Origin of the sequence: Bradyrhizobium guangdongense, assembly GCF_004114975.1 — a bacterium.
Lineage (GTDB): Bacteria > Pseudomonadota > Alphaproteobacteria > Rhizobiales > Xanthobacteraceae > Bradyrhizobium > Bradyrhizobium guangdongense.
Genome location: NZ_CP030051.1, coordinates 5,011,875 through 5,035,678, shown reverse-complemented (window position 1 = coordinate 5,035,678; position 23,804 = coordinate 5,011,875). Strand labels below are relative to the sequence as shown.

Genomic DNA, 23,804 nt, shown 5'->3' with positions numbered 1-23,804 from the left:
ACAATCGCGGCGAACCAGATCTGTCGCCTACCACTCATAGCGCACCGTGCCCTTGCCCGTGTAAGTCTGCGTGCTGCGTGAGAACTCGCCATCGACCGTGCCCGCGAGCGAGACGCCGTTACGCCATTTCATTTCGGCGCGGCCACCGACCAGCGCGGAATCGGCCGCGGGTTGTGCGCCGCTGACGGCGAAGGCGGCGCCGGGCAGGGTCTGGAAGGCGGCGTTGACGAAACGATTGGTGTTGCTGTCGTGCGCCCAGGCGAGGCGGCCGCGCAGAGTGAGCAGGCCATCGTTCACCAGGAAGCGTTGATCGGTGCGGGCGCCGAGCTCGGTGCGGACATTGGTGGTGTCCTGCGCGGTGTAGGACAGCGCGAACTGGTTGCTGCCGACCAGTGCGGTCTCGGCGTAACTTGGCAGATGCACCATGGTGGCCTGCAGCGCTGCGTAAGGCGTGACGCCGAAGCTGGAGGCCAGGATCGGCACGAAGCGCCAACCGCTTTCGAGGCGGCCTGCATAGGTGCTCGCCTTGAAGTTCGCGGTAAGCCGGTCGGTGCCCGCGACGGTCACGGTGCGATCCGTGGTGACGTCCTGCCAGCCATAGGCGAACGCTGCCGAGAGATAGGCGGGCCCGAAATTGTGGCGCCCGTAGAAGCCGGCCTGGAACAGATCGGCGCGGCCGCCGCCGAGGCCATCCCACAGCGCAAAATTGTAGCCGGCGCCGCCGAGCGCAAACCCGATCAGCGTGTTCGGGGAGACGCGATAGTCGGCGCCCACGACGGTGCCGTAGATGCGGCTGCTTGTGGTGGTCGAACCTGCCGCGGCGTTGCCGCTCAGCGTGCTGGCGCCGCCATAGCCGGAGGCCCACACGCCCCAGCGGCGGTCGACGGCCTCGCCGCTGGCATCGCGCGGCGTTACCGCGGCGTAAGCCCCGCGCACTTTTGCGTCGTTTGGTGCGGTGGACGCATAGCCCAGCGTCCCGCCGTCGCCGGCCGTGCCGCCGCGCTCGCCGTCCGAGCCGCCACCGAAGGGATCAAGCATGCCGACGAATTGCTGCATGGCGTTGAACGAAGCCTGCGTGCCGGCGGCGCCTGGCTGTCCCGAGACCTGGCTGAGCCCGTGGTTGAGCTGAGGCTGGCCCATGTTGAGCAGCGCATCGAAGCCGGCCGGCGGCGTGCCGCCGCCTGCGACGGCTCCGTTGATGGCGCCGGCGACGTTGCTCTGGTTGGCACCGGTGCCTGCCGGCAGCACGATCGTGCCGGGATCGAGCACGAGGTAGACGTTGTTGAGGTCGTAGGTGAGATGCGGATTGCGCGCGGGGCTGAAGCTGCCGCTCACGCTCAGCCCGGCGAACTGCGTTCCGCCGAGGCCGCCGGTCGCATTGAGGATGGTGTAGGTCTGGCTGCGGAAGCTGCCGGGAATCGCCACCGCCTGCACGGTGGCGCCGGTGAGCGTCGCGGCGCCCGTGACATTGGTGCGGTCGGCGGCGGTGGTGGAGACCTCGATCCGGTAGAAGCTGCCGGCACTGAAGGCGAGGTTGCCGCTGACGCTGAGGGTGCCCACGGAATTGCCCGGCGCGAGCGTGCCGCCGCTCGCGATCGTCGTGTTGCCGACGGTGCCGGTGCCGCCGAGCGTGCCGCCGCTGTTCACGGTGAGGCTGCTGGAGGACGCGATCGAGCCGTTCACCGCCAGCGTGCCGTCGTTCACGATCGTCGCGCCGGTGTAGGTGTTGATGCCTGCCAGCGTCAGGGTGCCGGTGCCGACCTTGACCAGCGAGGTCCCGGTCATGCTTCCGTTGCCGGTGAGCACGCCGGTGACGGTGGTCGACAGATTGTTGCCGCCGACCGTCAGCTCTTCGCCGTTGAGGTTGAAGTGGCCTCCGCCGGCGATCGAGCCGGCGCTGATCTTGCCGTCGCTACCCGGGCCGGGGGTGTTGAAGTCGATGACGGCGCTGGAGGTGGTGTGGATGAGCTGCGCGTTGCCGGCCGTGGAACTGCCGTCGAACAGCACGTTGCCGCTGTTATTGATGATCGCGCTGCCGGCCGTAGAGTGGCCGTAGAACGCCAACTGCGCGTTGTTGGTGATATCTGCGCTACCGGCCGAGCTATTGAGGAAGGCCAGCGTGCCGGCGGACACCGTCGCGCCGGAAAAACCTGCTGCGCCGGTCAGGGTCAGCGTGCCGGCGCCGGTCTTGGTCAGCGTACTGCCGCTGATGCTCTGGCTGACGACGAAATCGTTGGCGGCGTCTGCAATGTCGAACGTGCCGCCTGCTGCGCCCCAGTTGATGGTGCGCGCGGTGGCGGTAAATGCCGTGCCAGTAACTTGCAAGGTGCCGCCGTTGAAGGTCAGGCTGCCCGCGAGGTCGCCGAGATTGGCGTCCGAGGAGACGCTGACCGTTCCGTCGGCGAAGGTGGTGCCGCCGGTGTAGGTGTTGGCACCCGACAGCGTCAGCGTGCCGGTACCGGTCTTGACCAGCGAACCGCCGGTGCCGCCGAAGGAGCCGCCATCGGCGATCACGCCGCTGACGGCGGTCGACAGATTGTTGCCGCCGACCGTGAGCTCGTTGGCACCGAGTAAGAAGGTGCCGTTGCCGGCGATCGAGCCGGCGCTGAGCTTATGGTCGCCGTTCGGGCGGGAGCTGCCGGAGAAATCGAAGACGGCATTGGCCGCGTTGTTGATCAGCTGCGCATTGCCGGCGGTCGCATTGTCCCGGAAAAAGGTCGTGCCGCCGGCATTGTTGGTAATCGTCGCGCTGCCGGCGGTGCTGTTGTCTCTGAAAATGAGATTATAGGTATTGGTGATTGTCGCGCTGCCAGCCGTGCTGAAGCCGGCGAACGCCATCGAAAGGTTGTTGGTGATGGTTGCGCGTGCGGCCGTGCTCGCATGATCGAAGCTCAAGGTGCCGTTGTTGGTGATGCCGGCGCTTCCCGCTGTGCTCGTTTGGTTGAAATTGACTGAGCCATCGTTGTTGATCGTCGCGTTACCGGCGGTGCTGGTGCCGTAAAACGTCGTGGAGCCGCCGCTGTTGTTGACGATGGTCGCGCTGCCAGCAGTACTGGTGTCGTAAAAAGAAGTGGCTCCGGCGCTGTTGTTGGTGATGGTTGCGCCGCCAGCCGTGCTGGCTTCGTAGAAACTCAGCGTGCTGCCGTTGGTGATGGTGGCGCTGCCAGCCGAACTGAGATTGTGGAACCCCAAGTACCGGTTGTTGGTGATGATGGCGCTGCCGGCTGTGCTGGTGTCCCAGAGGTACAGATAGTAGTTGTTGGTGATGGTGGCGCTGCCGGCCGTGCTGCTGTTCCTGAAGTTCAGAAGACCGCCGTTGGTGATGGTGGTGATGCCGCTGGTGTCGGCGTTGAAGACATCGAATGTGCCCGAGCTGTCGACGTTGACGGTCCCCACAATGGAGCCGACGCCGCCGGCACTGCCGAGCTGTAACGTGCCGCCATTGATCGTGGTGCCGCCGGTATAGGTGTTGGCGCCCGACAGGGTCAGCGTGCCGGTGCCGGTCTTGACCAGCGAGCCGCCGGCGCCCGAAATGACGCCGCTCACCTCGGTCGAGGAATTGTCAGAGCCGACCGTCAGTTCATTGGCGCCGAGGTTGTAAGAGCCGGCGCCCGCGATCGAGCCGGCGCTGATCTTGTTGTCACCGTTTAATCCTGTGGTGTAGGAGAAGTCGACCACGCCATAGTTGTTGTTGTTGATGGCGGCATTGCCGGCTGTGCTGTTTTGCAAGAATTGGATCACGCCGCTATTGTTGTTGATGGCGGCATTGCCGGCCGTGCTGTTTTGCAAGAATTGGACGACGGAATTGTTGTTGATGGTGGCGCTGCCAGCGGTGCTTGAATCGAAGAACCATAAGAAATTGTGATTGTTGATGATGGCATTGCCGGCCGTGCTGCCCTGGTCGAACCTCAGGATGTTATAGTTGTTGATGGTGGCGCTACCGCCGTTGACGGTGATTCCGGCACCCGTGAACTCCAGCTGGTTGCTGACGTCAAACGTGTAGTTCGAGGCGCCGGCGTTGAACGTCCAGCCGCCGACGCTGGCGCTCGAGATCACCAGGCTGGTGGTCGAAGAGGTGCCGAACGAGGCGGTGCCTACCGGCACGAAGCCACCGTCCCAGTTGGAGCCGGTGCCATAGTCGTTGCTGCCGGGAGAGGTGAGCCAGGTGCCGTTCGACGCGGCGCGCGCCGGCCCGGCCGGCAGGGTCCAGGCCAGGGCCAGCGCCGACGACGTCAGCAGCGCGGCCCGCAGGCGGCGGTTCGCCCTGAAATAATGTTTCCCCGTCCTCACCACTTCCCCCAACACGCAGGTCCCGAGTCCTCGAGGGGATTCTTCGCACCGGGCGGGATTGGTGTCCTGATAAGGGGTTGGCGAGTTTCTGAAAGTTTCTGATATTTGCGTTTCAGACCCGATTTTCGGGCATTTCCGGCAGACTTCGGCTATATGAGCCGCCTTGAGAGACGTGTTGGGGGGTAGCTTGCTTCGTTTCGCCGGCTTCGAGCTGGACCTGACGCGCGCGGAGCTGCGCGGGGCCGATGGCACGCCGATCAAGCTCCGTCCCAAGTCCTTCGAGATGCTCCGGCTTTTCGCCGCCAGCGGCGGCCGCGTGCTGAGCAAGCAGGAGCTGATGGAGGCGGTCTGGCCGAACGTCCATGTCGGCGAGGACAGCTTGTTTCAGTGCATCCGGGAGCTTCGCGCCGCGCTCGGCGACGAGCGGCGGCAGCTGATCAAGCTCGCCTCCGGCGGCGGCTATCTGTTGGCGGCGGAGGTTGTGGACGTGCCGACCGCGAGCCGGATGCAAGACGCGACGGGGCCACTCGGCAGGGCCGAACCCCCGTCGCTGGCCGAGCGTGCCGCAGTATCTGGAAGACCGCACCGCGCCCTGTTTGGCTTCAGCCGGCGTGCGATCCTCGCCGCTGTCGCGGGGCTCGGTGTGATCGTCGTGGGTCTTGCGGTGGCCGCGCCGGCGTTGAAGCCGGACCTTCTGTTCGGGCGACCGCTGCCGCGCATCGCCGTGGCGGCGATCGTCGACGCCAGCAATGATCCGCGCGGCGCGGCGATGGCGACGGAGGTCACCGGCCGGCTCCTGGATGGCTTTGCCAAGATCCAGAACGTCAGCGTGGTTGCGCCACGATTGACGGTCGCAGGCGACGAGAGCGCCGCAGCGACCGCTGCCGCATCCGATTACGAACTGCGCGGCGAGCTGCAGCTCAACGATCAATCCTGGATCTTGCGGGCGCGCCTCATCAAGGCCGGCACCGGCGAGGTTCAGTCCGTCGCAGCGTCCCTCGCCGCGGACGACGCAGACGCGCAGCTTGCGCAGTCCCGGCTCGCCGCCGGCGTCGGCCATGTGCTCGCGCGGCGCTTGAATGAAGTCCTGGAGCCGAGCGCCTCGGCAGTTCCCAGCCGCAAATCGTCGGCTGGCGGCGACAAGGTAGCGGTCGAGCAGGCGCTCGCCTCGATCAACCAGACGACGCGCGAGCGTTTCGGCGTGGCGCAATCCATGCTTCAAAAGGCGATCACCGACGACCCTGACAACGTCGATCTCGCCGTCGCGCTGTCTTCGCTGCAGCTGCGCGGCATCCAGATGGTCTGGTTCAGCCCGGAGGAGGCTGTGACGGTCGAAGCGAACGCCAATGCGACGCTCGAGCAGGCCCTGCGGCTGAAGCCCAATTCGATTCCGGTGCTCGAGGCCCATTGCCGCTTCCTCAGCGCCACCAACCATTTCGTGGAAAGTCTCGTCACCTGCGCCAGGGCCTTGAGCTTCGACCCGTGGGACGGGTCTGCGCTCTACCTGATCGGCCTCGGGCAGATTTTTCTCGGCCGCTTCGACGATGCGCTCGCGACATTCCGGCAAGCCGATCGTTACGACACGCCGGCGGCGTCGCGCTGGACCTGGCTGCTCGGCGCGGGCCTGGCGAATGTTATGATGGGGCGTGACCAGGAGGCGCTGCCGTGGTTGCAGCGTTCGATCGCCATCACGCCGGCGACCGGCCGCTCGCAGATGCTGCTCGCTGCCGCCTACCAGAGACTCGGTCACACCGAGCAGGCGAGGGTAGCGATGCAGGAAGGGCTGAGGCTGCGGCCCGGCACGACGAAGCTCACTGTCTCGCCGCCGATGAAGAATGCCAGCCCGGTGTGTATCGCAGCCTGGGATCGCATCGTTCAGGCCGAGATCGAGGCAGGCTTGCCGGAGCAGTGAGCCCTACCGCCACCGCCGATGCAGCCACAGCCACTGCTCGGGATGCTCGCGCACCCAGCCTTCGACCACGTTGGTGATCGCCTGCGTGGTGCCCTGGATGTCGATCTTGCCGTCGGCATTGCGCACCGGCGGGATCTCTTCGGTCAGTTCGGCGCGGAAGCGGAAGCCGGGCAGGCGGATGATGCGGACGCCGTGGATCGGGCATTCGACCTGACGGAGCAGGCGCGCCAGCATCGGATTGGCGCGGGTCTTGCGGCCGAAGAAGGTGACCTCGACGCCGCCGGTCAGATATTGGTCGATCAGCATGGCGACGTGCTTGCCGTCCTTCAGCGCCTGCGCAAGCCGCAACGGCGCGTCGCGGCCGGCAGGGATCAGCGTGCCCATGTTGACCTGGCGCGTCTCCTGGATGATGCGGTCGGCGGAGGCGATGTTCGGGCGGCGGTACAGGATCGCGGCGTCGAGCCCGTGCGCGACGGCGGCGAGCGCCGGCAATTCCCAATTGGCGAGATGGGACGCAAAGATCAGTGCCGGCTTGCCGTCGTCCCTGATCTGATCGAACAGCTCGATGCTGCGCCTCGGCAGTTCGATCCGGCTGCGTTCCGGATGCGCGCGGTCGTAATCCCAGACGTGATCCATGTGGGCGAACTCGGCGCCGACGCGACCGAGATTGTCCCATACGCCCATCAGGATCTCTTCGATCTCTGCCGGCGATTTCTCTGGAAAAGCGGCAGTGAGATTGGCGCGGCCGATGCGATGCTCGCGCAGGCGCGGACCGATCGTCTTGGTGACGCGCGCAAAAAAATCCGAGGTCTTGACCGGATCGAAATAGCGCGTGGTGCGCAGCATGCCCACAGTGGCGGCACCGATCAGGCCCCCGCTGATCGACTTTGCAGCCTCCTTGGCTGCATTCCGCGCACGAATCTTCGTGCTGATGGGAATCAGCGCCATGCTGCGTTCGGTCAGGCCGGTTCGCGCGTCAGGATCAGCGAGGCATTCTGGCCGCCGAAGCCGAACGAGTTCGACATCACTGCAGTGACACGGGCATCGCGCGCCTTGTTGCCGACGACGTTGAACAGGATCGTGGGGTCCGGAATGTCGTAGTTGATCGTCGGCGGAATCCGCTGATGCTCGAGCGTGAGCAACGAGAAGATCGCCTCGACCGCGCCGGCGGCCGAGATGGTGTGGCCGACCATCGACTTGTTGGAGGTGACCGGGATCTTCGAGACGAGATCGCCGAACACGGCCGATGTCGTATTGTACTCCATCTTGTCGTTTTCGGGCGTCGAGGTGCCGTGCGCGTTGATGTGGTCGATCTGGTCCGGCGTCATGCTGGCATCGGCCAGCGCCTTGTTCATGCAGCCGATGATCGGCTTGCCGTCGGGCGAGGAGCGGGTGCGATGGAAGGAATCGGTGAGCTCGCCGCAGCCGGCGATCACGCCGAGGATCCTGGCGCCGCGCGCGGTCGCGGCTTCATAGCTCTCCAGCACCAGCGCGCCGGCGCCTTCGGCCATGACGAAGCCGTCGCGGTTCTTGGAGAAGGGGCGTGAGGCCGCCTGCGGCGGATCGTTCTGGGTCGACAGCGCCGACAGCAGCGAGAAGCGCACCAGGGCTTCCGGATTCACGGTGCCGTCGGTCGCGACGCACAGAGCGGCATCGGTCTCGCCGCGGCGGATTGCCTCGACGCCGAGCTGGATCGAGGTCGCGCCGGACGCGCAGGCCGTCGACAGCGAGATCGGCGAGCCCTTGGTGCCGAAGGTCTCGGCAAGATGGGCTGCGACCGAGCCGAACATGAAGCGGTGGTGATAGGCGCTGTACTTGCCGCCGCCGGAGATGCGCAGGAGATCGTCATAAGTGAAGTCGGGCTTGCCGACGGCGCGGCCGAGCTCGCGGCGCTGCGGCCATTCGACTTCGACCGGCGCCACCGCGAGGAAGAGCGGGCCCGGGAAATCGGCCTTGGCGCCGATGCCGGCCTGCTCCAGGGCTTCCTGTGTGACCAGCTCGGCCATCCGCTCCGACAGACCGGTGGACGAGAACGGATCGACGCTGACGAAATCGACCGTGCCAGCCATCGTCGTCTTCAGGCCGTCGACCGGAAAGCGCGTGATGGTGCGAATGCCGGATTCGCCGGCAACGAGCTTCGCCCAATTGTCAGCCTTGCCGGCACCGAGCGAGGTCATGATGCCCATGCCGGTGACGACGACAACGGGACGCCCGAGTTTGTCGCGTGGTGCAGTCATGTGTCCCCCGATAGAGCTAGAGCATCACTCGCCAGAGCGCGACGCGCTTCAGCTTACGGCTTCCACCAGCGCCATGCCTTCGCCGCGCCAGTGTCCGGCGCCCACCACCACAATCTGGGTGGGTGCGCCCTGCATTTCAATCTCGGTCCCCGTGGAATCGTTCGGCGGGAACAGCGCGCCGCGCGAGATTGCCAATGCGGCTAGCGCAACGCCGAGCGGGAATTGCGTTTCCATGGTGTGCCCGAACATCGTGCCGGTCGCGCGCACCGGGAAGTCGGCATGGCTTTTCAGGAAGCCGCGCTCCTCGCTGGTCGCGGGCTCGGCACCGGTCGCGCCCGTGATGATCGCGCCCTTGCCTTCGCGCCTGGGGAGCTTGGCCCAGAGCTTCTCGAGCGTCGCGGCCATGTCGCCGGGCTGCTTGCGGCGGGCGAGGTCGGCGACCACGCTCGACAGCTTGGCAAACGGCTTCGCGCCGCGCGCCTGTGCATGCGCCTTCGATTCCAGCACCAGGAACGCGCCCGCCGAACCGAGCGCGAAGCCGGAATGGTCCTTGCGCGCCCACACGGGCGCGAACTTGTCCTTGAGGTTGAAGTCGCCGAATTCGTAGAGGACCATGAGGTCCTTGCGCTCGCCATTATGCGAGCCGCCGACCAGCGCAATATCGCTCTCGCCCGAAGCGATGCGTGCAAGCGCAATGCGGGCCGCGTCCGCGCCCGCGACCTCTTCGCCCATGAAGGTGCGCGAGGTGCCGCCGAGGCCGTGGACGATGGCGATGTTGCCGGCGAGCAGATTGGAGAGCTGGGCAAGGAACAGGGTGGGCCGCAGATCGCTCATCAGCCGCTCGTTGAGGAAGCCGGGCGCGTTGGCCCCCTTGGCTTCGGCGGTGAGCACGCCGGTGTCGACGTTGAGATCGCGTTCGCCGCCACCGGCGGCCACGACCATGTCGATCTTCGACAGGATGTCCTTGTTGCCCTTGATGCCGGCCGAGTCGAGCGCAAGGCCCGCGGCATAGGTGCCGATGCGCTGCCAGGCTTCCATCTGCCGCTGATCGCCCTTCTTCGGAATCTGGCTGTCGAAAGTCACCGGCAGCAGCGGATGCACGATGTAAGGCGCAAAGCCTTTCTCGTCGACATTGACGCGCTTCTCGGAAAGCGCGGCCCAGTTGGCGTCGAGACCTTCGCCGAGCGAAGTGGCAAGACCAATGCCGGTGATCCAGACTTCCGTCTGGCCGGGCTTCGAAGCGGTGTCAGTCATGGCGATACGGCCTGTTGCGGAAAGCCGACGCGTTGTGCGACCGCGTCCATGTATCCGCGCATATCTGAATTGGGGAAGGGGATCAGCGTGAAAGTGAGCTGCGAGTTCGCACGCAGCTTGCCGCCGACGCGGATCTTGGCCTCGGTCATCGCATAGCCCGAGCCCTCATGGGCCACGCTTGCCTCGAGGGTCATCAGGTCACCCGGAAACACCGAGCCGCGCACCTTGGCTTCCTTCACGGCGGCGAGAATAGGCATGCGCTCGAACTTCAAGACGCCAAGCAGGAGAAAGCCCGAGGCCTGCGCCATCGATTCGATCAGGAGCACGCCAGGCATCAGCGGATAGCCCGGGAAGTGCCCCTCGAAGACGGTGCTCTCCTGGGGGACCTGGGCCTCGACAACGATCGTCTTCTCGTCGACCTTGAGGTCGACGATGCGATCGATCATGTGGAAGTATTCGAGTTGCATGACCGCCCGATTAGGCGCTCGCGCCCTTGGCGGCAACCAGCTCGTCGATACGCGCGCACAGGTTCTTCAGGACGAAATACTGCTCGGTGGTCGCCTTGCCGTCGTTGACTTCCTGAGTCCACTTTTCCAGCGGCAGCTTGATACCGAACTGCTTGTCGATCGCAAACGCGATGTCCAGAAAATCGAGGCTGTCGATGCCGAGGTCATCGATGGCATGGCTATCCGGCGTGATCGTGTCGCGCGGGATGTCGCAGGTTTCAGCGATGATCGTAGCGACCTGATCGAATGTGGAGGACATCACTAAGCCTTTGATATATTGCAGGTATTTGTCAGATATCCAGGAGTGGCACGGTGGGCGGGCGTCGCGCCCCGGATGACGCCCTCAAACCCCCCTCTGGACGGGTCGGAAGCCCGTATATCGGAGCGCCGCCCTGAGTTCAATGGAGCCGGACAGGGCCCCGGGGACAGGGTTGGGGATGCCGCCCAAGGCTCCGGGCAGAGCAGCCCCCCAAGGAGGTCTCGGCGGCGCGCTTGGCCTAGAGGTGCGGCGTCGTGATCTTGACGCAGTCCCGCCGGCCCATCAGCACGCAATCCTGGGTCCGGCGCAAATCGGCGATGCTGACCGCGAGCCAGATCCCGATCGCGGTCAGCGCGATGGTGAAGGCGAGCGCGGCGATATTGGCGAGCATGCGATGGCGAAAGTCGTCCGGCTCATCGCGGGGCTGTTCATAGCGCGACAGATCGAGCGGCTCGGGCGCTGCGGCACGCAGCGGCTGTACGATACCGCCGCCCCGGTGGATCACGGGGGAGGGCGTCGTTCGCGGCCTGAACTGGAGCACCCGGTGCTCGTCATCAGAGGCTATGGGCCGCTGGGATTTCATGGGACGGGGATTACTCCGAAGCAGCGATTTTTAGATAGCATAAGCGACACACCGGTTGCAGAAAATCTTCTCCTTGTGCGTTCGCATCATCGTCCCTGGATGCTTCTGGGAACGGGTTGTGATTGCGACGCCGGGGCGCGCGCGGGTTGCGCTGCAACACCAGCCGGACAAGGCACTCCCAACTCGCATCCATGTTGCCGCCGCAACGTCCATGGCATAATCGGGAACCCGGACCCAAACACCTGACGAAAGGCCGTTCGATCATGACCACCAACGCGCGCGAGCCGAGAGTGCATCCGGTGTCGATCCTGTCGCTCCGGCCGACGCAAATGACGGTCGGCATGCGCGAGGTCAAGGAGAAGCGTAAGCGCTGGCGGGAGCATGGCAAGAAGAAGCAGTCCGACCTGCTCGGCACCCATATGATCCCCGTCGTTGCCGGACCGGACGATCGCTATTACGTCATCGACCACCACCATCTCGGCCGTGCGCTGCACGATGAGGGGATCAAGCAGGTGCTGGTCACCGTGGTCGGCGATCTCCGGATGGTCGAGCGCGAAGCGTTCTGGGGCGTGATGGACAACAAGCGCTGGGTCTATCCTTACGATAGCAAGGGCGAGCGTCGTCCGTTCCGCGACCTGCCGAAATCGGTCGCCGACCTCAAGGACGATCCTTTCCGCAGTCTCGCGGGCGAGCTTCGCCGCATGGGCGGTTTCGCCAAGGACACCACCCCGTTCTCCGAATTTTTGTGGGCCGACTTTCTGCGCCGCAAGCTGACGCGCAAGGCCGTGGACGCCAATTTCGACAAGGCGCTGGAAAAGGCCTTGGCGGCGGCCAAGAGCAAGGACGCGGTCTATCTGCCCGGCTGGTGCGGCCCGGCGTCGGACGATTGAGGCGCGCCCGCGCGCAAGCTGATCACAGGCGCTTGAGCGACATCACTTTCTGCGCCGACGAAACCGTCCTGAAACAGAGCCACCCCACATAATCGTGGTCGTCGAGCTCACACAGGAGGCTCACATGCGCCGTCTGGTTTTCGTCATTGCCTTGCTCGCGGTCGCTTCGGTCGGAATCTCGGCCTCGTTTGCCGCGGTTCAAAAGGCCAGGACTCTGACATTCGCCGAGCGCTTTGCCCCGGCGCTTCCGCTGCTGGTCAGGCACTAGCGATCTCGCACCTCGTAACCGGGCGCGCAGATCACTTTGGATCGTGCGGCTCGGGCGCGGATAACAAGCGTTCCATGTCCGCGGCGGCTTCGCCGTCGCGGACCCTTTGCAGCAGCGCGTGTCGCTCGGCGCCTGCCGGCAGGTTTTGAGCGGCGGCGCGCGCCTCTTGCGTGAACCTGGTCAGGCGTTCCTGGAGGGACAGGGCCGGTCGCGTGCGATTGCGCTTCTTGGTCATGGTGTGGCCTTTCGGGCGCCAAGCCAACCATGTGCGGACAAACCCCGTCCTTAACTTTTGTTGGAACCGGGCAGGGCGATTGCGGGTTTCATTGTGACGGCGCTTTGGCGTCCGGAAATTCCATCAGGTTCATTTCACGCCATCGGAGTTCATCGAGGTGCCCAGCGATCCGATCCGTGCGGCGCTCATCAGGCGGCTGCGCGTCTCGTCCGCGATCGCGGACGAGGACGTCAAGGAGATCGAAGCCCTTCCGATCTCCGTGCGGCAGTACCCCGCCGAGACGGCGGTGGTGCGCGATGGCGAGCGCGCGAGCGAGTGTTGCCTGATCGTGGATGGTTTCTGTGTGCGCTCCAGGACCATCGCGAGCGGCAGGCGGCAGATCCTTTCACTCCAGATCCCCGGCGAAATTCCTGATTTGATGAGCCTGTTCCTGCACGTGATGGACCATGACCTCACCACGCTGACTCCCGCGACGCGGGCTTCATCAGCCACGACAATCTGAGGAGGCTGCACCGCCGCAGCCCCAGCGTCGCCGAGATGTTCTGGCGCGATACGCTGATCGACTCGGCGATGTTCCGCGAATGGATCGTCAATGTCGGCCAGCGTCCTGCGCCGGCGCGGCTCGCCCACGTCATGATCGAGCTGCGCGAACGCCTCAGGCTCATCGGCCGCGTGGAGGGCGACAGCTTCGAGATGCCCCTGACGCAGGAGCAGATCGGCGAAGCCCTGGGAATTACCGCGGTGCACGCCAATCGTGTGATCAAGCAGGTGCGGCAGGAAGGCATCGTCGAGTTCAACCGCGGCCGTGTCACGGTGCTCGACGAGCGGAAATTTCAGGAACTAGCGGATTTCGACGGCCGTTACCTGCATCAGTCGCCAACCCTTTGAGGCGCCCGATGCCACGATTCCATTTCGATATCCACGAGGACAGCCGCCTCATCACCGACGAGGACGGACAGAACTTTGCGGATGTGGAGGGGGCCCGCAAGGAAGCCATGCTGACCGGTGCCTCCATCGCCCGCGAGGCGTTCGTGGCCGGCAGCGCCGGTCATGTCGTGGTCGACGTGCGCGAAGACGAGCATGCGCCCTGCCTGAAGATCTCGATCAGGCTCGAGGTCGAGAAGATCAGCGGATGATCAGAACGACTTCGCCGCGTAAGCCGCGGGCGACGATGCGCGATTGTTCCTATGAATCGCGAAATTATTTCGGCATGGCTGATAACGTAAGTTAGCGACATGCGGGCCATCCGAGCGCAGCGTGGCGGCACCCACGCAAGACAATTTGAGGTGGCGCGAGGTGGACAACCGGGAAAACAGCATGGATCGCAAAGCGGCGTGCCTGGTTCAGGCCGCCGTCTGCCGCGAACAGGCCGTGGCCGATCCCCTCAATCACGACTATTGGGTCGATGAAGCGATCAAATGGCTGGAGCTCGCGCATGCGCCCGCGAGTCCGGTGGTCGTGACGATCGAATTTCCGCCGAACGTTCGCGGCCTTGCCGCCGAATAGCCGTCCATCCGGTTGCACGCGCCTTCTAACGACGACGGTCGATAACGCCGGCGGAATATTGGAACGTAGATATCGCGCCGGCGTCGATCCTGTGCGGCCGGCGACCACCCGGCTGCCGGTCGCAGCTTCAGCGGCGGTCCCGGCGCTTATGCGTCAATGCCGGGATCGTCCGCGTGCCAAGGCCGCCGCAGCGGAGCTGAAGTCGCTCCACCCGCACTCGGGCATCGCCAACCACGACAGGAGGTCGCAATGAGCAGACGAGACGATATTCACACCACGCGGCGGACCGAACCCAATGGAGTTGAGCCGGCGTTTTCCGAAGACGACCTCCAGCGCGAGCAGCTCGGGCCACGCGGTGTTCCCGGTCAGCCGGATGCGCCCAGAATGACGCCGCAGCGTGCCAAGAAAACGCCTGCCGAGGGCGATTTCGACGGGCATACGTCCTGAGTGTCTGAAGGATGGAGCAGCGTCTACGATTGCCGCTGGCTCCAATAATCGTCGAGCGTCGGCGTCTCCATGTCGAAACGGTCGCGAATGGTCGAGCAGGTGCTGCCGCCAAGCCTTGCGATGGCATCGAGCCTGGCAGGGTCGATGTGCAGGCGTTCGGCATCGACGACATCGGCGTGGTAGTGCGCGAACAGGATCTCGCCCATGATGATCTGGCGCGACTTGCCGAGCTCGAGCGTCACGTGACGGCGGCATTCGAACGCGGCGGGAGCCTCCTTGATCCAGGGCGAGGCCACCGTCTTGCCCGGCATCGCGGTCAGGCCAGCAGCCCGTAATTCGTCGTGCTCCGGTGAGAACGGCACGGCGCAGACATGCATGGCTTCGGCGATCGCATGCGAGACGATGTTGACGGTGAAGACCTCGGTCAGGCGGATGTTGAGGCCGGTGTCCTTGAACCGCATGTCCGGATGATTTTCGACGCCGAGCGCCAGGATCGGCGGATCAGCCGAGAGGCAATTGAAGAAGCTGAACGGCGCGGCGTTGATCCGCCCGGCGGGATCGACCGTCGTCACCAGCGCGATCGGCCGCGGCACGACCGTACCGATCAGCAGCTTGTATTTGTCGCGCGCCGACATCTCGCGGAAATCGAACGTCACGTCGGCCGGTTCATCAGCGCTGCTGTTCATCATGTCTTTCGGGTCCGAACGGTCATCGGCTCGCCGGCAACCGACGAGCGGCAATTATTGGTGTTTCGGGTCAATAATCGAGCGGAAGATTTGAGCAAAGGCCGCTAGGTCGGCCTATTCTCCTGGTGCGGCTCGTCCTTGCCACCGAGCATCCGGTGCACGTGTCGCTCGAGCCGGCGGCCGATCGTGAGCAGCACGAAGGCCAATGCCAGCGCGACGACGACGATCTTCCATTGGCCCGCACCGCAGACGATCCCGAGGCAGGCAGCAAGGAAAGTGCACGCCGCGCTGGTCAGACCACGGACGCGGAATCGCTCGCTTTCGTGAACGATGACGCCGGCACCGAGAAAGCCGATGCCGGTGAGGATGCCCTGAATGATCCGGCTGGTGGCATCGACGACCTTGCCGGGCTCGGAGAGTTGCAGGCCGAGCAGCACCACGGTCGCGGTGGAAAGGCCGACAATGCCAAGCGTCTTCAGCCCGATCGGCTTGCCGTTCAGGTCGCGGTTCAGCCCGATCGCGCTTCCGGCAAGCATCGCAACGCCAAGGCGCAGCAGGATTTCGGACCAGTCGATATCCATCATGCTTTTGGCAGTCGTCCCATCAGATAGAATTCGTCATTCGGACGCATGCCGGTGAAATTCGCCAGCCGGTTCGAGAGTCCGAAGAAGGCCGAGATCGCGGCGATGTCCCAGATGTCGTCGTCGCTGAAGCCGTGGGGGCCGAGGGCTGCGAAATCCTCCTCCGAGCTGCGCTGCGCATCCGACGAGATCTTCATCGCGAAATCGAGCATCGCCTTCTGCCGCGGCGTGATGTCGGCCTTGCGATAGTTGGCCGCGATCTGGTCGGCGATCAAAGGGTTCTTGGCGCGGATGCGCAGGATCGCGCCATGGGCGATCACGCAATACTGGCACTGGTTCGCCGCCGAGGTCGCCACCACGATCATCTCGCGCTCGGCCTTGGTCAGCCCGCTGTCCTTCTCCATCAGCGCGTCGTGATAGGCGAAGAAGGCGCGGAACTCGTCGGGCCGGTAGGCCAGCGTCAGAAATACGTTGGGGACGAAGCCGCTCTTCTCCTGCACGGCGAGGAGGCGCGTGCGGATGTCCTCAGGGAGGGCGTCGATTGAAGGGGCTTGAAAGCGTTGCGCGGGTTTTGTCATGAGCATGGATTCCGGCTTCGGGGATCGGCAACCATAGTCGATGCGGCAAGGCGTCTCAATGTGCCGCGATAGTTCGCGAGTGTGCCACACCCTCGGTGTCATCGCCCGATTTAATCGGGCGATCCAGTATTCCAGAGGCCGAGGTGATTGAATTGAGACGCTGCAGCATACTGGATGCCCCGGTCAAGCCGTGGCATGACAGCGAATTTGTGGAGGCAACTTCCGTCCGCTATCGCAGCGGCTTCTTCAGCAGCGAGAAACGGTCGGGATCGAGCCCCATCGAGGGCTGCAGCATCGGCGTTTCGGCGGGGGTAAGCGTCTTCGCCGGAGGCGCGGAGAACACCGGGTCGTTAGGGACGTCGCGCTGCGAGGTTGCGCCGCGCCAGCGCTCGAGCACGGCGCTGACGAAATGCATGTCGTGACCGGCGTTGACTGACGGCACGCTCGAAATCGTGGCTTCGCCGCGCGGCAATTGATGTGGCGGCACCTCCTTGAAGCGCAGGCGCGTCGGCAGCGCGACGCCTTCGCCGAACGCCAGCACCTCGCGGGTGCCGAGCGACGGCACGAAGGACAGCAAGTTCGCGGCCGCATCCGAGACCGCGGCGCGCAGCAGCGCCTGGTCGCGGTCGTTGGCAAGACGCATCGTGAACAGCGTGTTGCACTGGGAGATGATGGTGGCGTCGAGCTCGGCCGGCCGCTGGGTGATCAGGCCGAGATAGACGCCGTATTTGCGCCCCTCCTTGGCGATGCGCGAGACCGCCTTGCGCGTCGGACCGAAGCCGATATTGCGGTCGGCGGAGGCATAGCGGTGCGCCTCTTCGCAGACGAACAGCAGCGGCGAGACGCCGTCGCTCCACAGGCCGAAATCGAAGGCCATGCGGCAGAGCACGGAGACGACGGAATCGATCACTTCCGCCGGGAAGCCGGCGAGCTGCATCACCGTCATCGGCTTGCCGTTGGCGGGCAGGCGGAACAGATGGCTGATCACCTCGGCCATGGTGTCGCCACCGACATTGGCGTTGTCGAACATGAAGGCGTAGCGAGGATCGTTCTTCACGGCCTCGATGCGCGAGATCAGCTTGTGATAGATGATGCGCGAGGAGCGGTTTTCCAGCTTGCCCATGCGCTCGTCGATCAGCGAGATCAGGTCGACCAGACGATACGGAACCGGCGTGTCTACGGTGAAACCGATCTGCTTGGGATCGATGCGCTTCAGGCCGAGGCGGTCGGCGTTCTGGTACTGGGTGTAGACGCCCTTGGCGAGCGGGATGACTTCCGCAAGGATGTCGAGCTCCTCGGGCACGCCGGCGCGGCCGCCGAACAGCACGTCGACGATTTCCTCGAAATTGAACAGCCAGAACGGCAGCTTGAGGTTTCGCGGGTTGAGCACCAGCGCGCGGTCGCCGAAGCAGCGACCGTATTCGTTGTGCACGTCGAGCAGGAAGATGCGCAGGTTCGGCCGCGCTTTCAGGATCTCGTTGAGCAGCAGCGAGACGCCGGTCGATTTACCGACGCCGGTCGATCCGAGCACGGCAAAATGCTTGGACAGCATCTCCTCGACGTCGACATAGGCGACGACGGAGCGGTCCTGCTGGAGGAAGCCGACATTGATCTGATCCGACCCGGTCGGTGCGTAGATCGTGCGCAGCTCCTGGCTGGTGATCAGGTCCACGGCGTCGCCGATGGTCGGATAATTGGTGACGCCGCGCTGGAATTTGGCCTTGTCGGCCGCATTGAGGATCTCACCGAGCAGGTCGACCGAGGCGATCGCGATGTAGTTGTCGCTGCTCGATAAATTCTCGCAAGACACCTCGGTGATCATGGCGACGATGACCGAGCTGGCGCAGCGGATGCTGACGAAACGGCCGACGGTCGCCCGCACTTCCGAGATCGGCATCCGGCTTTCCGCCAGAAGCCCGACCCGAGCCAGCGATCCGCGTACCGAAATCACGCGTCCAAAAGATGTCACGATGGATGAACCTGAAAAGTCAGACTGTTTCTCCAACTATGCGCGGCCGTGGCTGCACAAACGGTTAAACCGCAGAGGCGGCCGCTTTGTTAAATGTGCGACAATTCGGTTATGAGCTTTGTTCCCAATGCATACTTGGGTGCGGAAACAGCTTGAAAATGCGATTCTTGAGGCCATCGGGCGCTAAATTCGCATTAAGGAAGATTTTACCATCCGGGCAGTCCGCGGTGCATTCGGCGGGAAGGCTGGTGTTGCGGACCCGGACTTCTTGGCGGGCCGACATGCGTTGATTTGTTGACGGGACCTAATCATTTGTACATTAGTACAAATAGATCTAAGGCCTCGTGTTCAGGAACCATGCGCTCCACGCCTGATCGCGCCTTCCCGATCGTTGCTTCAGGAGAAGACCATGCAGCCCGAACCAATCCTCGATCTCGCCCATCTCGGCCACATGGAGCTGCTGACGCCGAAGCCGGACGAGAGCCTGAAGTTCTTCGTCGATGTCATGGGCATGACGGTGAGCGGCCAAAAGGGCGAGTCGGTCTATTTGCGCGGCTGGGACGATTACGAGCGCTATTCGCTCAAGCTGACGGCGTCGAAGACATCGGGCATGGAGCATATGGCGCTGCGCGCGCGGAGCCAGCAGGCGCTGGAGCGCCGCGTTGCTGCGCTGAAGGGCTCGGGCTTCGACATCGGCTGGATCGACGGCGACATGGGGCAGGGGCCGACGTTTCGCTGCCGCGACCCCGACGGACACATCGTCGAGCTCTACTACGAGACCGAATGGTATCAGGCGCCGCAGGAGCTGAAGCCGGCGCTGAAGAACCAGGCGCAGCGCTTTCCCGCGCGCGGGGTCAATGTCCGCCGACTCGATCATCTCAATTGCCTTGCCGTCGACATCAAGGCCAACCGCGAGTTCTTCGAGAATTACCTCGGCTGCCGTCTTACCGAGCAGATCGTGCTCAACGACGGGCGGGAAGCGGCGATGTGGCTGACCATGTCGAACAAGAGCTACGACTTCGCCTACTCGCTCGATCATTCCGGCGTACCGGGCCGCTTCCATCACGTCACCTACGCGCTCGACAGCCGCGAGGAGATCCTGCGCGCCGCCGATATCTTCCTGGAAAATGGCGTGCACATCGAGACCGGCCCGCACAAGCATGCGATCCAGCAGACCTTCTTCCTCTATGTCTACGAGCCCGGCGGCAACCGCGTCGAAGTCGCCAATGCCGGCGCGCGTCTCATCCTCGCGCCGGACTGGAAGCCGATCGTGTGGACGGAAGAGGAGCGCAAGAAGGGCCAGGCCTGGGGCCTGAAGACGATCGAGTCATTCCACACCCACGGCACCCCGCCGGTGGAGATGAAGAAGCACGCTTAGTGTGCTGAGGCGCGCACCCGCGCGATCGTCTCGCGGACGCCGGTCCAGGCGGGCTTGTCCGGCGCGAATTGTCCGCGCAGGAAGTTGGCGAGCTGCTCGACGTGCGCGTCGCTCATGCTATTCCCAAAGGCGGGCATGTAGCCGAGATCGCTCGATGCGGGCTCAGTGATGCCGTGCAGGATCACCTGCACGAGATTGTCTGCTGTTGCGCTGTGCAGATTGCTGTTGAGCGCGAGCGAGGGGCGGCTCCCGAACAGCGGCAGGCCGCCGACTTCGTGACAGACGGCGCAGGCGCCCTCGTAAAGCCGCGCGCCGGTGGACGAGGCGACGGTGACTTGCGTTGCGCTCTCGAGTTTCGCGGCCAATGCGGGTCCATCCTTTGCGGCGTCGTTAAACGAGCCGAGATAGACCGCCATTGCGCGGATGTCCTCGTCGGGCAAGGCCTTGAGGTCGTGGACAACAGGCGCCATCGGGCCGGCGGCGACGCCGTGATAACGCGAATGGCCGGTGCGTAAATAGGCGAACAGCTCGTCCTCGTTCCACGGGATCGGCGCGTGCGAGTGCGATGTCAGCGGCGGCGCTTCCCAGCCTTCGGCAAATCCGCCGGCGAGATAGGCCTGGCGCTGTTCGGCGCCGAGCGCGTTGCGCGGCGAGTGGCAGCCGCTGCAATGGCCGAGCGCTTCGACGAGATATGCACCGCGATTCCATTGCTCGGATTTGGCGGGATCGGGCTTGAACTCTTGGGTCCGGTGGAAGAACGCGTTCCAGCCCGCAAGGAGCGGGCGCAGATTGAAGGGGAAGGTGAGCGAGTTTGCGGGCGCCGTTGCGCGCACGGCGGGCTGCGCCATCAGGTAGGCATAGAGCGCCTGCATGTCGGCATCGCTGGTCCTGGCAAAATGCGGGTAGGGAAAGGCGGGATAGAGCTGCCGTCCGTCGCGATGCAGGCCGTCGCGCATCGCGCGCTCGAAGGCGGGATACGACCAGGCGCCGATGCCGGTCTCGACGTCAGGTGTGATGTTGGTCGAATAGATCGTGCCGAACGGCGTTTCCAGCGCGCGGCCGCCGGCGTTGAGCATGCCGTCGATCGTGGTGTGGCACTCCGCGCAATTGCCGAGCGCTGCGAGCTGCGCGCCGCGCGCGATGGTCGCGGCGGAATAGACCGATGCATCGGGCCGGGCGATCGGTAGGATCGCGCGGCCCGGCAGAAGCGCAGCGGCGATGCCGATCGCCGCGGTGCAGACGGCCGCAATCGCAGCGAAAACGCCGGCGCGTCTGGCAAAGGGATTTTCCCAGATCCGCGATGGCTGCGGGGCGGTTGGCGCCGGCAGGGCCTGCGGCACGGGGGATGTTTCACCGCGCAATCCCTTCAGAATGCGCTCGGGCGTGAACGGCGGCTCGCGAAAGCGCACGCCGGTGGCATCGAAGATCGCATTCGCGATGGCCGCCGCTGACGGCACCGAGGCGGACTCGCCGACGCCGAGCGGCGGGTGATCTTGCCGCGGCAGCATCAGGACGTCGATCTTGGGCACGTCGGGAAAGGGGATGATGGGATAGGCGCCCCATTCGCGCGCTGCGACCGCGCCGCGCTCGAACGAAACCTCCTCCATCAGCGCGCGGCTGGTGGACTGGATGACATTGCCCTGGATCTGGTGGCGCACGCCGTCGGGATTGATCATCAAGCCGGAATCTTGCCCGGCGACCACCCGCGTGACGCTGACATCGCCGGTGGTCTTGTTAACGGAGACGTCGGCGACCCAGGCCGACCACGCCGCGCCATAACCTGGAAACTTGCTGTGGACATACAGCGCATAGGCAAAGCCGCGCCCGTGCACGATGTCGCCGTCCTTGTCTTCACGCACCGGCCGCGGCGTCCAGCCCGCGCGTTCAGCCACCGCATTGACGAGATCGACGGCGCGCTGGTCCTTCAGATAGCGCAGGCGATATTCGACCGGATCGACGCCCGCCTCGGTCGCTGCCTCGTCGATATAGGATTCGTGAGCAAACGTGTTCGGCAGCGCCGAGACGCCGCGAAACCAGGAGGCGCGCACGATCGGCGCCATGTCGTGGGCGACGACGCGCATGTGCTCGTAATCGTAAGGCGGGATCGCGGTGCGATCGCCCATCTGCAGCACGGCGGGCTCGGGTGAAATGCGGCCCGTGAGCAGCAGCGCCAGCGTCGGCGCGGCGTTCGAGGGATAGCGGGTGGCGAGATCGTAACCGGCGATGCCGCCATTGGCGTCGAGGCCGCCATTGACGTCGATGAGCTGCGCGGTGCCCTTAGGCTCCCAGGCGTGCTCCTGCTCGCGCGTCAACTGCACTCGCACCGGTCGGCCGACCGCACGCGACAACAGCAGCGCATCCGCGCTGACGTCATCGGCGCAATTGCGGCCGTAGCAGCCGGCGGCCTCGAGACGGATGACGTCAACCTCGCTTTCGGGACGCTCGATGAGCAGGGCGAGGTCGCTGCGCAGCACGTGCGGATTCTGCGTGCCGGACCAGACGCGGACGTTGCCGTCCTGGAAGTCGGCGACGGCGCAGGACGGGCCGATCGAGGCGTGCATCTGATACGGCCAGACATAGGTCCGCTGCATCGGCTTGGCCGCGCCTGATATCGCGGCATCGACGTCGCCCTTGTCGATCAGTGTGCGGGGCGTTGACGGATTGGCACGCAGCGCAGTCTCGACGTCGGCGAGGTCGGTCAGCGCCGGCGTGGGCTTCCAGCTCACCTTGAGCTGCTCGGCCGCGCAGATCGCGTTCTCTTCGCGCTCGGCGACGACGCCGACGAAATCGCCGATGCGCACGACGGCGACGAGCCCGGGGATGTCGCGCACGGAAGATTCGTCGATCGCGATGAGGCTGGTGCCGACGAACGGGCCGGCATCGACGCCGGCATAGGGCGGACGCACCACGCGGCCGTGCAGCATGCCGGGCAGGCGAACGTCATGCACGAAAGTCAGCTCGCCCGTGGCTTTGGCAGGAAGGTCGACCCGCGGCATCGACTGGCCGACGATGGCGTAATTGCCGACGTCCTTGACGGCAACGTCGTTGGCAAGCTCGAGGCGGATGGTCTCGCCGCCGATCAACTCGCCATAGCTGACGCTGCGATTACGGCCTCGGACGAGGCCGTCCTCGATCTTCAGGTCTTCGGCCGGCAGCTCCAACCGCTCGGCCGCGCGCGCGATCAGGAAGTGTCGCGCCTGGGCCGCGGCCTTGCGCAGCGGCACGGCAGTGATCTGGATGGTTTCGCTCGCAATCGTCGCGCCCTGGTTCGGCACGACGGCAGTGTCGCCGAGCACGACGACAACGCGCGCAAAGGACACGTCGAGTTCTTCGGCGACGATCTGGCCGAGGGCGGTGCGGATGCCAGTGCCGAGATCGACGTGGCCGTTATAGGCCGTGACCGAGCCGTCGGCTGTAATCCGCACGAAGGTCTCGGACGTGACCTCGTCCACGGTGCGGACGACGACGAGCGAGCCCCGCCCGGCTCCGTTCGAAACAGGGGAGGCCATCAATCAGCCGCCTCTGCGAGCTGGCCAGAAGCGCGCATCACGGCGCGCAGGATTTCGACGTGGGTGCCGCAGCGGCAGAGATTGTAGCGCAGCGCGGCCAGCACCTCCTGTTCTGATGGCTGCGGGTTGATCGCGAGGAGCGCCTTGGTGGTCATGATCATGCCGTTGAGGCAATAGCCGCATTGCGCGGCCTGCTCGTCGATGAAGGCCTGCTGCACCACGTCAGGCTTGTCGCGCGTGCCGAGCCCCTCGAGCGTCACGATGTCGCGTCCGGCGCAGCCGCTGATCGGAATCACGCAGGAGCGTGCGGCGACGCCGTCGATCAGGACAGTGCAGGTGCCGCATTCACCCAGGCCGCAACCGTATTTCGGGCCGTTGAGGCCGAGATCATTGCGCAGCACATAGAGCAGCGGCGTCTGGTTTTCTGCCGTGACGTCGTGGATGCTGCCGTTCACGGTGAGGCGGATCGGTGCCTGCGTCATCCTCGTTCCCAAACCTGCAGTCGCGAAAAGTCGATGTTGCGACGATACCGTTTGTACACAAACGTGCAAGCGGCCATGCCGCAGTGCAGCGCAATTGCCCGCTTTGTGGACAAGGCCGGGAGGCAAATGCAGTTTTATGCGGCAGGCGCATCTTTTCGCGCGCGGCGCCGCTTGACAGCTTTCAGGACCGCGCGCAACATCGTTCGTATACGAATGATAACCGCAGTGTCTGCC

At 64.8% G+C, this 23,804-nt stretch carries 23 protein-coding genes; 9 read left to right on the top strand and 14 right to left on the bottom strand.

The window, feature by feature from the left end; translation table 11 throughout:
- Positions 1-27: 27 nt before the first annotated feature.
- Positions 28-4,290, bottom strand: a complete 4,263-nt coding sequence (locus tag X265_RS41500) for an autotransporter outer membrane beta-barrel domain-containing protein (RefSeq protein WP_164938759.1) — start codon at positions 4,288-4,290, stop codon at positions 28-30.
- A gap of 187 nt (positions 4,291-4,477) precedes the next feature.
- Here X265_RS41500 and X265_RS24200 point away from each other — a divergent pair, with 187 nt between their 5' ends.
- A complete protein-coding gene (locus X265_RS24200) occupies positions 4,478-6,202 on the top strand; it encodes a winged helix-turn-helix domain-containing protein (protein WP_128967076.1) in 1,725 nt (574 codons plus the stop codon).
- Between the two features lie 3 nt (positions 6,203-6,205).
- On the opposite strand, the gene X265_RS24195 is transcribed toward X265_RS24200, so the two are convergent.
- From X265_RS24195 to X265_RS24170, 6 genes are all read right to left on the bottom strand, one after another.
- Entirely contained in the window at positions 6,206-7,150 is a 945-nt protein-coding gene (locus tag X265_RS24195) for a lipid A biosynthesis lauroyl acyltransferase (RefSeq protein WP_128967075.1), read from the bottom strand.
- Between the two features lie 11 nt (positions 7,151-7,161).
- Positions 7,162-8,439 carry a beta-ketoacyl-ACP synthase gene (locus X265_RS24190; protein ID WP_128967074.1) on the bottom strand — a complete coding sequence of 426 codons (1,278 nt, stop codon included), beginning with the start codon at positions 8,437-8,439 and terminating at the stop codon, positions 7,162-7,164.
- Between the two features lie 48 nt (positions 8,440-8,487).
- Positions 8,488-9,693 carry a beta-ketoacyl-ACP synthase gene (locus tag X265_RS24185; protein ID WP_128967073.1) on the bottom strand — a complete coding sequence of 402 codons (1,206 nt, stop codon included), beginning with the start codon at positions 9,691-9,693 and terminating at the stop codon, positions 8,488-8,490.
- Positions 9,690-10,160 (bottom strand): 3-hydroxyacyl-ACP dehydratase FabZ family protein, encoded by a 471-nt coding sequence (locus X265_RS24180; RefSeq protein ID WP_128967072.1) that lies wholly within the window; start codon positions 10,158-10,160, stop codon positions 9,690-9,692. Before X265_RS24180 ends, X265_RS24185 begins: the two co-directional genes overlap by 4 nt.
- A 10-nt stretch (positions 10,161-10,170) precedes the next feature.
- A complete protein-coding gene (locus X265_RS24175; RefSeq protein WP_007592476.1) occupies positions 10,171-10,458 on the bottom strand; it encodes an acyl carrier protein in 288 nt (95 codons plus the stop codon).
- 238 nt (positions 10,459-10,696) lie between these two features.
- Entirely contained in the window at positions 10,697-11,041 is a 345-nt protein-coding gene (locus tag X265_RS24170; protein WP_128967071.1) for a hypothetical protein, read from the bottom strand.
- A 263-nt stretch (positions 11,042-11,304) separates the two neighbouring features.
- Here X265_RS24170 and X265_RS24165 point away from each other — a divergent pair, with 263 nt between their 5' ends.
- Both X265_RS24165 and X265_RS40700 read left to right on the top strand, forming a co-directional pair.
- Positions 11,305-11,931: a ParB-like protein gene (locus tag X265_RS24165; RefSeq protein WP_128967070.1), complete on the top strand. Its 627-nt coding sequence runs from the start codon at positions 11,305-11,307 to the stop codon at positions 11,929-11,931.
- 124 nt (positions 11,932-12,055) lie between these two features.
- Positions 12,056-12,199 (top strand): hypothetical protein, encoded by a 144-nt coding sequence (locus X265_RS40700; RefSeq protein WP_164938758.1) that lies wholly within the window; start codon positions 12,056-12,058, stop codon positions 12,197-12,199.
- A gap of 31 nt (positions 12,200-12,230) precedes the next feature.
- On the opposite strand, the gene X265_RS24160 is transcribed toward X265_RS40700, so the two are convergent.
- Positions 12,231-12,434: a hypothetical protein gene (locus X265_RS24160; protein ID WP_128967069.1), complete on the bottom strand. Its 204-nt coding sequence runs from the start codon at positions 12,432-12,434 to the stop codon at positions 12,231-12,233.
- Positions 12,435-12,591: 157 nt separating this feature from the next.
- Between X265_RS24160 and X265_RS41490 the strand changes: the two genes are divergently transcribed.
- The 5 genes from X265_RS41490 (at position 12,592) to X265_RS24140 (ending at position 14,387) form a co-directional block, all read left to right on the top strand.
- Positions 12,592-12,936, top strand: a complete 345-nt coding sequence (locus X265_RS41490; RefSeq protein WP_244659291.1) for a cyclic nucleotide-binding domain-containing protein — start codon at positions 12,592-12,594, stop codon at positions 12,934-12,936.
- Between the two features lie 35 nt (positions 12,937-12,971).
- Complete coding sequence (locus tag X265_RS41485; RefSeq protein ID WP_244659292.1) at positions 12,972-13,322, top strand: Crp/Fnr family transcriptional regulator; 351 nt, start codon at positions 12,972-12,974, stop codon at positions 13,320-13,322.
- A gap of 8 nt (positions 13,323-13,330) precedes the next feature.
- On the top strand, positions 13,331-13,570 hold the full coding sequence (locus X265_RS24150) for a DUF6894 family protein (RefSeq protein WP_128967068.1): 240 nt from the start codon (positions 13,331-13,333) through the stop codon (positions 13,568-13,570).
- Positions 13,571-13,751: 181 nt separating this feature from the next.
- Positions 13,752-13,940, top strand: coding sequence for a hypothetical protein (locus tag X265_RS24145; RefSeq protein WP_128967067.1), 189 nt, complete (start codon positions 13,752-13,754; stop codon positions 13,938-13,940).
- A gap of 249 nt (positions 13,941-14,189) precedes the next feature.
- Positions 14,190-14,387 carry a hypothetical protein gene (locus X265_RS24140; protein WP_128967066.1) on the top strand — a complete coding sequence of 66 codons (198 nt, stop codon included), beginning with the start codon at positions 14,190-14,192 and terminating at the stop codon, positions 14,385-14,387.
- 23 nt (positions 14,388-14,410) lie between these two features.
- Here X265_RS24140 and X265_RS24135 read toward each other — a convergent pair whose 3' ends face one another.
- From X265_RS24135 to X265_RS24120, 4 genes are all read right to left on the bottom strand, one after another.
- Positions 14,411-15,073: a flavin reductase family protein gene (locus tag X265_RS24135; protein WP_128969386.1), complete on the bottom strand. Its 663-nt coding sequence runs from the start codon at positions 15,071-15,073 to the stop codon at positions 14,411-14,413.
- A 104-nt stretch (positions 15,074-15,177) separates the two neighbouring features.
- The gene (locus tag X265_RS24130; RefSeq protein ID WP_128967065.1) at positions 15,178-15,657 is read right to left on the bottom strand and encodes an MgtC/SapB family protein; all 480 of its coding nucleotides are present in this window, start codon (positions 15,655-15,657) and stop codon (positions 15,178-15,180) included.
- Complete coding sequence (locus X265_RS24125) at positions 15,654-16,232, bottom strand: peroxidase-related enzyme (RefSeq protein ID WP_128967064.1); 579 nt, start codon at positions 16,230-16,232, stop codon at positions 15,654-15,656. The genes X265_RS24130 and X265_RS24125 overlap by 4 nt, the downstream gene beginning before the upstream one ends.
- 229 nt (positions 16,233-16,461) lie before the next feature.
- A complete protein-coding gene (locus X265_RS24120; RefSeq protein ID WP_128967063.1) occupies positions 16,462-18,201 on the bottom strand; it encodes an ATP-binding protein in 1,740 nt (579 codons plus the stop codon).
- Positions 18,202-18,610: 409 nt separating this feature from the next.
- Between X265_RS24120 and X265_RS24115 the strand changes: the two genes are divergently transcribed.
- Complete coding sequence (locus X265_RS24115) at positions 18,611-19,579, top strand: catechol 2,3-dioxygenase (protein WP_128967062.1); 969 nt, start codon at positions 18,611-18,613, stop codon at positions 19,577-19,579.
- Here the strand turns inward: X265_RS24115 and X265_RS24110 are convergent.
- Entirely contained in the window at positions 19,576-23,088 is a 3,513-nt protein-coding gene (locus X265_RS24110) for a molybdopterin cofactor-binding domain-containing protein (protein WP_128967061.1), read from the bottom strand. The two genes, X265_RS24115 and X265_RS24110, sit on opposite strands and share 4 nt — an antisense overlap.
- Positions 23,088-23,570: a (2Fe-2S)-binding protein gene (locus X265_RS24105; RefSeq protein WP_128967060.1), complete on the bottom strand. Its 483-nt coding sequence runs from the start codon at positions 23,568-23,570 to the stop codon at positions 23,088-23,090. Before X265_RS24105 ends, X265_RS24110 begins: the two co-directional genes overlap by 1 nt.
- Positions 23,571-23,804 lie beyond the last annotated feature (234 nt).

Excerpts from the sequence above, each read along its gene's own strand:
- X265_RS24195 (WP_128967075.1), bottom strand. The coding sequence starts at position 7,150 with ATGGCGCTGATTCCCATCAGCACGAAGATTCGTGCGCGGAATGCAGCC.
- X265_RS24190 (WP_128967074.1), bottom strand. The coding sequence starts at position 8,439 with ATGACTGCACCACGCGACAAACTCGGGCGTCCCGTTGTCGTCGTCACC.
- X265_RS24185 (WP_128967073.1), bottom strand. The coding sequence starts at position 9,693 with ATGACTGACACCGCTTCGAAGCCCGGCCAGACGGAAGTCTGGATCACC.
- X265_RS24180 (WP_128967072.1), bottom strand. The coding sequence starts at position 10,160 with ATGCAACTCGAATACTTCCACATGATCGATCGCATCGTCGACCTCAAG.
- X265_RS24175 (WP_007592476.1), bottom strand. The coding sequence starts at position 10,458 with ATGTCCTCCACATTCGATCAGGTCGCTACGATCATCGCTGAAACCTGC.
- X265_RS24170 (WP_128967071.1), bottom strand. The coding sequence starts at position 11,041 with ATGAAATCCCAGCGGCCCATAGCCTCTGATGACGAGCACCGGGTGCTC.
- X265_RS24165 (WP_128967070.1), top strand. The coding sequence starts at position 11,305 with ATGACCACCAACGCGCGCGAGCCGAGAGTGCATCCGGTGTCGATCCTG.
- X265_RS40700 (WP_164938758.1), top strand. The coding sequence starts at position 12,056 with ATGCGCCGTCTGGTTTTCGTCATTGCCTTGCTCGCGGTCGCTTCGGTC.
- X265_RS24160 (WP_128967069.1), bottom strand. The coding sequence starts at position 12,434 with ATGACCAAGAAGCGCAATCGCACGCGACCGGCCCTGTCCCTCCAGGAA.
- X265_RS41485 (WP_244659292.1), top strand. The coding sequence starts at position 12,972 with ATGTTCTGGCGCGATACGCTGATCGACTCGGCGATGTTCCGCGAATGG.
- X265_RS24150 (WP_128967068.1), top strand. The coding sequence starts at position 13,331 with ATGCCACGATTCCATTTCGATATCCACGAGGACAGCCGCCTCATCACC.
- X265_RS24145 (WP_128967067.1), top strand. The coding sequence starts at position 13,752 with ATGGATCGCAAAGCGGCGTGCCTGGTTCAGGCCGCCGTCTGCCGCGAA.
- X265_RS24140 (WP_128967066.1), top strand. The coding sequence starts at position 14,190 with ATGAGCAGACGAGACGATATTCACACCACGCGGCGGACCGAACCCAAT.
- X265_RS24135 (WP_128969386.1), bottom strand. The coding sequence starts at position 15,073 with ATGAACAGCAGCGCTGATGAACCGGCCGACGTGACGTTCGATTTCCGC.
- X265_RS24130 (WP_128967065.1), bottom strand. The coding sequence starts at position 15,657 with ATGATGGATATCGACTGGTCCGAAATCCTGCTGCGCCTTGGCGTTGCG.
- X265_RS24125 (WP_128967064.1), bottom strand. The coding sequence starts at position 16,232 with ATGACAAAACCCGCGCAACGCTTTCAAGCCCCTTCAATCGACGCCCTC.
- X265_RS24115 (WP_128967062.1), top strand. The coding sequence starts at position 18,611 with ATGCAGCCCGAACCAATCCTCGATCTCGCCCATCTCGGCCACATGGAG.
- X265_RS24110 (WP_128967061.1), bottom strand. The coding sequence starts at position 23,088 with ATGGCCTCCCCTGTTTCGAACGGAGCCGGGCGGGGCTCGCTCGTCGTC.
- X265_RS24105 (WP_128967060.1), bottom strand. The coding sequence starts at position 23,570 with ATGACGCAGGCACCGATCCGCCTCACCGTGAACGGCAGCATCCACGAC.